This window comes from uncultured Cetobacterium sp., assembly GCF_947039425.1.
Classification (GTDB): Bacteria; Fusobacteriota; Fusobacteriia; order Fusobacteriales; family Fusobacteriaceae; genus Cetobacterium_A.
Map to the genome: position 1 here is coordinate 1 of NZ_CAMQYW010000045.1, position 10,396 is coordinate 10,396.

General features: G+C 25.3%; 11 protein-coding genes. 6 read left to right on the forward strand and 5 right to left on the reverse strand.

The genetic code is table 11. The features are described 5' to 3' along the window. From Q0V09_RS04205 to Q0V09_RS04220, 4 genes are all read left to right on the forward strand, one after another. The coding region (locus tag Q0V09_RS04205) for a Na+/H+ antiporter NhaC family protein (RefSeq protein WP_297487310.1) at positions 1 to 920 on the forward strand (920 nt) is incomplete at its 5' end. Positions 921 to 1,062: 142 nt separating this feature from the next. Further along, complete coding sequence (locus tag Q0V09_RS04210) at positions 1,063 to 2,493, forward strand: TolC family protein (protein ID WP_297406065.1); 1,431 nt, start codon at positions 1,063 to 1,065, stop codon at positions 2,491 to 2,493. Continuing rightward, positions 2,494 to 3,615, forward strand: coding sequence for an HlyD family secretion protein (locus Q0V09_RS04215; RefSeq protein ID WP_297487312.1), 1,122 nt, complete (start codon positions 2,494 to 2,496; stop codon positions 3,613 to 3,615). It abuts the gene before it with no gap. A gap of 12 nt (positions 3,616 to 3,627) precedes the next feature. After that, on the forward strand, positions 3,628 to 5,115 hold the full coding sequence (locus Q0V09_RS04220; protein WP_297487314.1) for a DHA2 family efflux MFS transporter permease subunit: 1,488 nt from the start codon (positions 3,628 to 3,630) through the stop codon (positions 5,113 to 5,115). 20 nt (positions 5,116 to 5,135) lie between these two features. Here Q0V09_RS04220 and Q0V09_RS04225 read toward each other — a convergent pair whose 3' ends face one another. Next, entirely contained in the window at positions 5,136 to 5,789 is a 654-nt protein-coding gene (locus Q0V09_RS04225) for a S24 family peptidase (protein WP_297487316.1), read from the reverse strand. Between the two features lie 324 nt (positions 5,790 to 6,113). Between Q0V09_RS04225 and Q0V09_RS04230 the strand changes: the two genes are divergently transcribed. Next, positions 6,114 to 6,782, forward strand: coding sequence for a hypothetical protein (locus Q0V09_RS04230; protein WP_297406511.1), 669 nt, complete (start codon positions 6,114 to 6,116; stop codon positions 6,780 to 6,782). Between the two features lie 32 nt (positions 6,783 to 6,814). Here Q0V09_RS04230 and Q0V09_RS04235 read toward each other — a convergent pair whose 3' ends face one another. Both Q0V09_RS04235 and Q0V09_RS04240 read right to left on the reverse strand, forming a co-directional pair. After that, the gene (locus tag Q0V09_RS04235) at positions 6,815 to 7,189 is read right to left on the reverse strand and encodes a hypothetical protein (protein WP_297406510.1); all 375 of its coding nucleotides are present in this window, start codon (positions 7,187 to 7,189) and stop codon (positions 6,815 to 6,817) included. A 71-nt stretch (positions 7,190 to 7,260) separates the two neighbouring features. Beyond that, entirely contained in the window at positions 7,261 to 8,886 is a 1,626-nt protein-coding gene (locus tag Q0V09_RS04240; protein ID WP_297487318.1) for a BCCT family transporter, read from the reverse strand. A gap of 267 nt (positions 8,887 to 9,153) precedes the next feature. Here Q0V09_RS04240 and Q0V09_RS04245 point away from each other — a divergent pair, with 267 nt between their 5' ends. Further along, positions 9,154 to 9,429, forward strand: a complete 276-nt coding sequence (locus Q0V09_RS04245) for a GNAT family N-acetyltransferase (protein ID WP_297406507.1) — start codon at positions 9,154 to 9,156, stop codon at positions 9,427 to 9,429. 38 nt (positions 9,430 to 9,467) lie between these two features. Here the strand turns inward: Q0V09_RS04245 and ybaK are convergent, their stop codons facing one another. Both ybaK and Q0V09_RS04255 read right to left on the reverse strand, forming a co-directional pair. Then, positions 9,468 to 9,938 (reverse strand): Cys-tRNA(Pro) deacylase, encoded by a 471-nt coding sequence (ybaK, locus tag Q0V09_RS04250; RefSeq protein ID WP_297406506.1) that lies wholly within the window; start codon positions 9,936 to 9,938, stop codon positions 9,468 to 9,470. Further along, on the reverse strand, positions 9,898 to 10,396 hold a 499-nt coding region (locus tag Q0V09_RS04255), incomplete at its 5' end, for an MATE family efflux transporter (protein ID WP_297487320.1). The genes ybaK and Q0V09_RS04255, both read right to left, overlap by 41 nt.

A 10,396-nucleotide genomic window follows, 5' to 3' on the forward strand; every position in this document is an offset into this window, starting at 1 on the left:
CTAAATTTAAAGATGTTAATCCTCTAAATTTATTTTTAACTTTTATTCCTTATCAATTTTTTACTTTTTCTGTTTTAGGAGTTTTATTTTTAGTTGCTTTATTTAATTTTAATATCTTTAAAATGAAAAATTATGAAAAACATCTTTTAGAAAATAATATTGATAAAAGTAAAATAAATAAAAATACATCTAAAAATTTACAAGAAATTAATCCTTTTATTTTTTTATCAGGTATATTATCTCTTTTTCTATTAACAATTTTATTTTCAATTATTAATTTATCAAATTTAGCCTTGAATATGACTTACTCTATCACATTGTCAGCATTAATATATTTTTTTATAGTTAGAAAATATATTGATTTCTCTGAATTTAAAAAAAATCTAAAAATAAATTTAATTAATACCTTTAAAAGTATTTTTACACTTATTTTAGCATGGGCAATGATAAACTCTATTCAAACTTTAGGTTTTAATCATGAGATAACTACATTTCTTAAAGCGAATAATATTTCAAGTTCAATTTTCCCTATTTTAATTTTTGTTTTTTCTATGTTCATCTCTTTTTCTTCTGGAACTAGTTGGGGAACATTTTATCTACTTATTCCTATAGCATTTTCTATTGGAGAGGTATATGGTCTTCATGAAATTTCAATTTTTATTGGAGCTACTATTAGCGGAAGTGTTTTTGGAGATAATTGTTCTTTAATAAGTGATACTACAATTATTAGTGCTTTAACATGTAACTGTAAACTTGACGCTCATTATTCTACTCAAATTCCATACGCTTTAATTGCAGGTGGAATCTCTTTATTAATGTGGATAATTTTATTTATTTCTTCAAGTCTATTTTTTAGTTACTTTATGTTAATAATTTCACTATCTATAATACAGTTGTTTTTTAATAAGAATTCTGATTAATTACGGAACTCTTATATACATATGTCGTTCTTAAATAGTTCATTTTAAAATTTAATCTTAGTTTTATTTAATTTTATTAACTTTTGCATAAAAAAAAGATAGAATATAAGATGAGAATTATTACCACGTGAGGAGGTAATGTATGAAAAAATACATTTTAATAACACTTTTAGCCGCTAGTCTTTCTGGTTGTATAGGAGTTCCTAATATCAAGGAAAATACTATAAATACTATTATTCAAAATAATAGACCTAACAATCAAACTCTTTTTTCTTCTAATCTTTGGTGGCAAAATAGTAAAGATGATAATTTAAACACACTTATCAATGAAATTTTATCAAATAATAGTCAAATTAAAATTGCAAAACTTAACATTGATAAAGCTAATTCAAGCTTGTTAATGGCAAAAAGAGCTAATTTGTCATCCTTTGATCTTTCTGCTTCAGGAAGTAGATCACATATTTTAAAAAATCATATTAGTACTCAACTACCTATTAGAGATTTTAAAAATAGCAATAATCTTAATAAGGGAAATATCGCCCTTCAAGGAGGCTATACTTTAGATCTTTGGGGTAAATTTAAAGCTCTTGAAAAACAGGGTGAGTATATAAAACTTGCAAATGTTTTACAAAGCAGATGGGTGTCTTTAAATATCTCTGTGTCAGTTGCTGATATTTATGGAAAATATATTCTATTAACTAAAGAGGAAGATATTGTAAATAAAAAATTACAAATTGCAAATAAAATTTATAACTTACAAAAATTTAGCTATAAAACTGGCTTAACAGATGAGCAATCTCTTTTAACTGCCGAAAATAATTCTAGAGAAATAAAATCTGCTCTTGCAACAATTAAAATTAATAAACACATTATTAAAAACTCTTTAAATAATTTAAATGGTAGTATTGAATCTCCTATTATTAATAGTGTTTTCAATAATATTGATAACGATCATAATTTAAAATTTCATAACCTTATTAATACTCCAAATTATATAGACTCAGATATTGTCATAAATAGACCTGATATTCAATATTATTTATCAATTATAAAATCTCAAAAAGAAAAATTAAAGTCAATTAAAGCTGATTTTTATCCTAGATTCTCCATTCTTGGAAATATAGAATACCAAGCCCTTAATATTGAACATTTAATTGATGCTAATTCAACAATTTTAAATTTTGGACCAAGTTTATATCTACCTTTATTTAATAGAAATACACTAAAACAAAACTATAAAATAGCTGGAACTGATTTAAATATTTTTATAGAAAACTATAATTCTCATATTATTGAAGCATATCAAACTATTAATAATAATTTAATGACTCTTAAATTAGCTAATAATACTAATGAATTAAATAATAAAAACTTTATTAATTCTAATCAAATATATAAAAATAATAATATTCTATTTGATTTAGGAAATATCTCGAAAATGAATTTGTTAATTTCTAAAAATAATTTTTTAGATGCACAGTTAAAAGATATTAAAAGTAAATATAATCTTTACCAAAATCAAATTAATCTAATTAATTCTCTTGGTGGATATTATAAAAATGAGGTGAAATAAATGGAAACAACAAACAAAAAAGAGGCTACAAAAAAAATATTTATATTTTTAGGAGCAATTATTTTTATTGGAATATTATATTTAGGTTATTATTTCCTATTTGCTGATGGTTATGAAGAAACTGAAAACTCATATATAAAAGCTAACCAAACTCCTATTACTGCTCAAGTAAGTGGTGTTATTAACAAAATAAATATAGAAAATACATATGCAATCACAAAGGGAAATACTGTTATTTCTATTGATAATTCAAATTATAAAATTGCATTAACAAATGCTAAAGCACAACTTGGAAATGCTGTTAGAAAATATTATATACTGCAGAATAATGTTAAATTAAACGAAGCTAATGTTTCTACTGCTCTTGAAAATTTAAATTTAGCTAAAAAAACATTCTATAGGATTTCAAAATCTTTTAAAGCTGGAATTACAAGCAAAGAAAATTATGACACTACACATTTTAAATATTTACAAAGTAAAAATGCCTATGAACAAAGTCTTGTTAATCTAAATAATAGTAAAATTCAAGCTCATAGCACAAATATTTATACCCATCCAATGGTTTCTAGTGCTATTGAAAATTTCAAAAAATCTTATTTAGATTTAGAAAAAACAAAAATAGCATCACCTATTTCTGGAACAATAGCTAAAAAAAGTGTCGGTGTAGGGCAAGAGATTAAACCAGGTCAGGAATTATTCACTGTTGTTGATTTAAATAATATTTGGGTCAATGCAAACCTAAAAGAAACTCAATTGAAAGATGTCAAACCTGGAAATCCTGTTGAAATTAAAAGTGATCTTAATAAAAAAATATATCAAGGAATAGTGACTGGTATTTCTGCTGGTTCTGGTAGTGCATTCTCTTTAATTCCAGCACAAAATGCAACTGGTAACTGGATTAAAATTGTTCAAAGAGTTCCTGTTAGAATTGAAATTTCAAAAAATAGTTTAATTAAAAATGGAACTTTACCTATAGGAACAAGTGTTACTACTAAAATTAATACAAAAAAGATAGAAAAAATACCAACAATCTCTCAAGAACAAACTTCAACTTTATATAAAATTAATTATGAACAACTTGATGGAATTGTTAAAAATATAATTAAAGAAAATAGTTTATAAAGGAGGCTAATTATGAATCCAACAATAATTTTTGCCACCATTGCTTTAGCTATTGGTTCCTTTATGAATGTTTTAGATATGACTATTGTTAATGTATCTTTAACTCATATTGCTGGTGATTTTGCTATTGCTCCAGACCAAGGGACATGGGTTATTACTTCTTATGCTGTTGCTGAAGCAATATTTTTGCCACTTATTGGTTGGTTAACAAAAAGATTAGGAATTATTAAACAGTACCTTGGAGCTACTCTTCTTTTTACTTTAGCTAGTATGCTTTGTGGAATTAGTCCAAACTTTGAAACTCTTTTAGCAATGAGAGTTATACAAGGGATCGTTGGTGCAAGTATGATTCCTCTATCTCAAACTTTAATGTTAAGACTATATCCTAAAGATAAAAAAGGAGTTGCTCTTGGAATTTGGTCTATGACTATTGTTATTGCTCCTGTTATAGGTCCTATTCTTGGTGGATGGATAACAGATACAGCTTCATGGAGATGGTGTTTCTATATTAATTTACCTTTTGGAATTTTATCTAGTTTTGTTGTTTATCACTTTTTAAAAAAAGATATTTCAAAAGAAAAAACAGTTAAAGAACCAATTGATTTATTAGGATTTCTATTTTTGGCCATTGGTGTTGGGTCTTTACAACTTATGTTAGACAAGGGAAATGATTTAGATTGGTTTTCTAGTCCTACTATTGTGATTCTTGGTATTTTGGCCTTTGTATTTATAGGGATTCTTATTATTTGGGAATGGTATCATAAAACTCCTGTAGTTAATGTTCGATTATTTTTAGATAGAAATTTCTGTGTTGGGTCATTTTCTCTAATGTTTTCTGTACTTGCATACTTTAGTGGTGTTGTAGCAATCCCTCTATGGCTTCAAAACTATATGGGATATACAGCTTTTTTAAGTGGACGATCAACAGCTACCTTAGGACTTGGAATAATGATCGTAGCACCTATACTGGGTAAAAAAATAGATCACTTAGATGCAAGAAAAGTAGCAGCTTTAGGATTTTTAGCTTTAGCTTTAGCTACCTTTGTTACTTCTAATTATTCACCTCAAATTACTCCTGAATATATTGGTTTTACTAGATTCCTTAATGGTTTTGGTGTAGGAATATTTTTTATATCTCTTAATACACTTACCCTTTCTACTATTAGTGATGAAAATTTAGCAAGTGCTTCTGGTATATACAATTTCATGAGAAATATTGGTAGTAGTCTTGGAACATCTTTAGTTATTCCTGCTTGGAATCACTTCAAAGCTTTCCATCACGAAATTATGAGTACAGCTATAAATACAAGTAACCCTAATTTAAATCCTGCGTTAGCTCATTCTAGTCAATATTTAGCAATGATTAATATGGAAATTACTAAACAGTCTGCTATTATGGGAATAAATGATATTCTAATTGGTAGTGGATTAATTGCTTTAGTTTTAATACCTTTTCTATTTTTAGCTAAATCAACAAAATATTTAAATAATAAAAGCTAAGGTTTCAATCCTTAGCTTTTTTAATGTTTTCTTATACTGCTTGTAACTAGCCCCTCTAATTTTAAATACTCTAATTGCTCTTCCTCTATTATAATATCCTTATATTTTTCCTTATTATCTGACTTAAGTATAATTTTTTTATCTTTTACTTTAATCCTTTTTACATAAGTTTGATCATGATATGTTAATACACATATTTTTCCATCAATATTTTCTAAGTTCTTAACTTCTGAATTAACAACTATATTATCTCCATCACATAATGTTGGAAACATAGAATCTCCGGACACTTCAATTAAATATGAGACCGTTTCATTTAATCCAATATTTTCAGAACTAAAATTAACATAACCTCTTCCAGCTGCAGCCTTTCCTACAAAAGGAAGTTTTATTATATTATCCTCTATTTTATCTATTTTTTTATCCAACTCCTTTCTTATTAACTCAGGTGTTCTATCATAAGCTACAATATATCTTATATAATTTTTTTCTTTATCTATACTAATAAATTTTTTTATAAATTTTTCTACAAATTCATCTTTTGGAATTCTAATTCCCTTTCTATAATGCCCTACTATTGAAATAGAGGCATCTGTTTCTTTTGATATATATTCTAATGTATAGTTACTTTTTAACATGAAATTCTCTAAGTATTTCCCAAATTTTGTTTTCATTATTACCTCCTTTTCATATATGAAATTATTATACCTTATTTTATACAATTTTGTAAAAAGAATTGATTTTTTTTTTACTATAACGTATAATACAATAAAAAAGAATTCTACATTTTTGTATAAAAGGAGTGGATTTTATGAAATTTAAAAAAATATCTGAAGATTTTTGGAAAGTTGAATCAATGGGAATAATTGTTATAGGAACGTGGGATCAATGTCAAAAGGAATTTTCTAAATTTAAATTTTAACTTTCTATCTTTCATTTATTTGGAATATTAGTTTTTTAGTGTATAATCTATCTATATACTAAATTAGGAGGTTTCTATGCAAATTGGAAATAATATAATTATTGAAAAAATTGAAAATGGAAATAAATTAACTATTTTAAATTTTCCAAAAAATATTAATATTACAGCTTCAGATTTCATTAAAGCTTTAGCTCAAAGAACAATGGAGGGATTTTCTCCAAATTCAGAGGAAGAGATTGATATTATACAAGGAATTGATAAAGAAAAAACTACCGGCGAAGACATTATTGTTCTTTATACTTTAGGAGATATTAACTCTTGTATAATCTTAGCTGGTGTTTTATATAAAAAATTATTAAATTATAATATTAATGTAATGCCTTTAGAGATTGGAGGGATCAGTGCTGGTGAAAAAAATGAAGCATATATTAGAGTTGCCATTCAAAAAATGATTATTACAAAAGACTCTTTAGGAAGTAGCCTGGAATTTATTCTCCCTAAAAATATTAATTTTTTGCAATTTAAAAAAGATTTTTCATATATTTTACTAGAACTTATTCCTGAAACTACAGCACTTGAATTTAATTTAGGAAAAGCTTCCTCAAAAAAATCTCTTTCCAATATTGGTTATGAACTAAATAAAGTCCAAGTTACCTTTGCTCCTCATATAGAAGGGAAAATTCCAGCCTTAGCATTAGTTCATTGCATATTAATAGAATCAATAGTAAATATTATACTTAACTAAAAAAGGATGAGATTAAACCTCATCCTTTACTTTTAATGTATTATTTTTTTACCATTTGTATTTTCTTGATTTTTACTTTGACGTATTATTTTATTTATGCCCATCTCTGCATACTTCTCTATAATAGAAGGCAGATCTGAAAATTCAACTAAATTCCTATAATATGGGCTATCATCTATTTTTTTAGAAACCTTGTATCCTTTTGTTTCTTTAACATCTAATTGAAAATCTCCATCAAATTCATTATATACTGGATTTAATTCAGGTTCAATCTCTTTTACAAAATCAGCTATTACCATAGAAAATATTTTTTTTGTCTCTTTCATGCTTTCACTTTTTCCTATCTTTACTTTATATTCACTCCAATACTTTAACTCTGCTTCTGAAAATGACTTTTTATATCCCATTTATCCCTCCTGAAAACAATGTTTTTTTTGGCTATGTATATATATTCAAATAATTTTAAAAATTCCTTTTATTAATCTTTTATCATATCTGTTATTTGATCTATTTCATCTAATGAAAGAGATTTTATTTTTGTTTTTAAAAGATTCCTTTTCTTTATAACTATATCTGTTTTTAAAGATACAAATAATGAAAACATCATTATTGGAAAAAGTAATAACAGTGGAAAGGCTATTATTATTGATGCTGTTTTCAACATCTCTAATCCTCCAGCTGAAATTAAGGCAATTGCTAGTGCTGATTGTGAAATCCCCCATATAAATTTTTTATATTTTGGTGGATTTAAATTGCCATCAGAACTCATCATTCCTAAAACATATGTTGCTGAATCCGCTGAAGTTACAAAGAATGAAGCCAATAACATTATAGCTACACCACTCATTATCGCTCCAAATTTATAACTACCAAATACTACAAATAAGGCTGTTTCTGTATGCTGAATAGCTTCTTTTGCTACGTCTAATCCTAAACTTATTCCTAGAGTTCCAAATGCTGAAAACCATATAAAAGAAACTAATGATGGAACTATAATAACTCCAATTATAAACTCTCTTATTGTTCTTCCTTTTGAAATTCTAGCTATAAATGTTCCTACAAAAGGAGTCCATGCAACCCAGTTTGACCAATAAAAAATTGTCCATGATGACATCCAAGTTTTATCTCCAAAACTATTTGTTTTTAAACTCAATTTTAAAAAATTATTTAAATAACTACCTAAATTCTCAGAAAAAACATTAAATATTTTTACTGTAGGACCAAATGCTATTACAACTAATAATAATAATACTGCAATTAAAACATTTAAATTAGAAAGTGTTTTTATTCCTTTATCCAAAGATCCCAATGCTGAATAAATAAAAACAACTGTTACTACTAAAATTATTACAACTTGTGTTATAAAATTTTTAGGAACTCCAAATAAATAATTATGTCCACTATTTATTTGTAATGATCCTAAACCAAGCGTTGTTGCTACTCCTGTTATTGTCGCTAAAATAGCTATTGTATCAATTACCATTTTTATTTGTTCTTTATATTTATTATTTTTTAATAATGGGGAAAATAATGAACTTATTAATCCTTTTTCATTTCTTCTAAATTGAAAATAAGCCATTCCCAATGCTAAAAAACTATAAATTGCCCAAGGATGTATTCCCCAATGAAAAAATGATGTTCTAAATGCAAAATCTATTGCTTCCTTACTTCCGCTAGTTATTCCATTTGTTGGATTAACATAATGTGATAACGGTTCTGCCACTCCAAAGAATACTAATCCAACACCCATCCCAGCTGAAAACAACATAGAAAACCAAGAAACTGTTGAATACTCTGGTCTTGAATGATCTGGTCCTAATCTAATATCTCCAAATCTACTACAACATAAAAATAAACAAAACATAGCAATTACCAAAACAATTATTAAATATAAAAATCCAAAATTTGTTATAATTGAATCTAACATTGAATTCATGGTCATTTCAAATCCTGTTTTATTAAATGCAATAATTGATAAAATAGCAAAAATAATTAAAAATGATATATAGAATATTTTATTCTCTTTTAAATTTAACAGATTTAAAATTTTTGTTCTTCTATCAATTATGCCACTGGCGCCTATTCTTCCTTTTTTTAAACTCATAAAATCCTCCTGTAAAATATTAATTTTTTGTATATCATATATATTATAACATTCTAAATATGGCATGTCAAATTTCGAAACAATTTTTTGTCTAAAAAAAGTACGTTTCATTCAAAAAAAATACTGGTTTGAAATTGCATGTTTCCTAGCAGTTGTACGGTTTTATAACTATAATTGTTATTTTTAAAATAAATTAAAAAATAATAAAAGAATTTTCTTTTTTTATATGTAAAAACATATAATATATTATTATTTAGGAGGTCTCTTATGAACATTTTTAAATCCAAAAATAAAAATAAATTTGTTATTGAAAAAGATGAAATTATAGGTGAATTAATTTTTTCATATATTGATAGAGATAATATCTCTCTAGATTCTATTTGGATTTCACAAGAATTTAGAGGAAGAAATTTAGGAATTTTAATTTTTAAAGAATTTATTAAATTTGTAAGAGAAAACAACCTAACTGTTACACCTATCTGTTCCTACGCAAAAAAGATGTTTAATAAAAATCTTAATCAATATAAAGATATATTAAAATAAAGACAGAGCAATTGAATTCGCTCTGTCTTTATTATTCTTTAATTTATAATATTTCCAATATTCATCTTTAAATAATTTATTAAATCTTTAGGAACTATTTTTATTTGTAACCCTTTTTGACCTGCACTTATATATATATAATCTTTTGTAAGAGCACTTTCGTGAATATATGATTCATGTCTCTTTTTTATTCCTAAAGGTGAACATCCTCCCCTTATATATCCTGTTCTTTCTTGTAATTTTTTCATTTCTAACATTTCTATTTTTTTATTTCCTGATATAGTGGCAAGTTTCTTTAAATCTATCTCATCACTTCCAGGAATACAAGCTATTATTAATTCATTTTTTTCATTAACTGTTGCTAACGTTTTAAATACTTTAGTTATATCTGTTCCTGTTTGAGATGCAACATGAATAGCTCCTAAATATTCTTCATTAACTTTATATTCAATTCCTTCATAATTTATTTTAGATTTCTCTAATTCTCTCATAGCGTTTGTTTTTTTCATTATTTTCCTCTCCAACTTTAAATCTTTTTAAAAATATAAGTGATATTATTAATGTTATTGTTTCTGAAATTGGAACTGTTAACCAAAGACCTAACTCTCCAAAAACTAATGGTAATATATATATTAAAACAATTATTAAAATAATGCCCCTTAGTGCTGTAATTATACTAGCTTGTTTTGCTTTATTTATAGATGTGAAATATCCTGCTATTAGAATATTAATTCCACTTAATAAATAAGATAAACTATATATTTTCATTGATCTCTTTGTTAAATTTATTGCTACTTTTTCATTAATAAAAGCCTTAATTATATCAATTGTAAATATATTAATAACTAAATAAAAAAGCAAACTACTTATAATTACTGTTATTATAGCTATTTTAAATACTTTTCTTATTTTTTTGTAATCTTTTCTTCCTAAATTCAAACTAACTATAGGTTGTAGTCCTTGATTA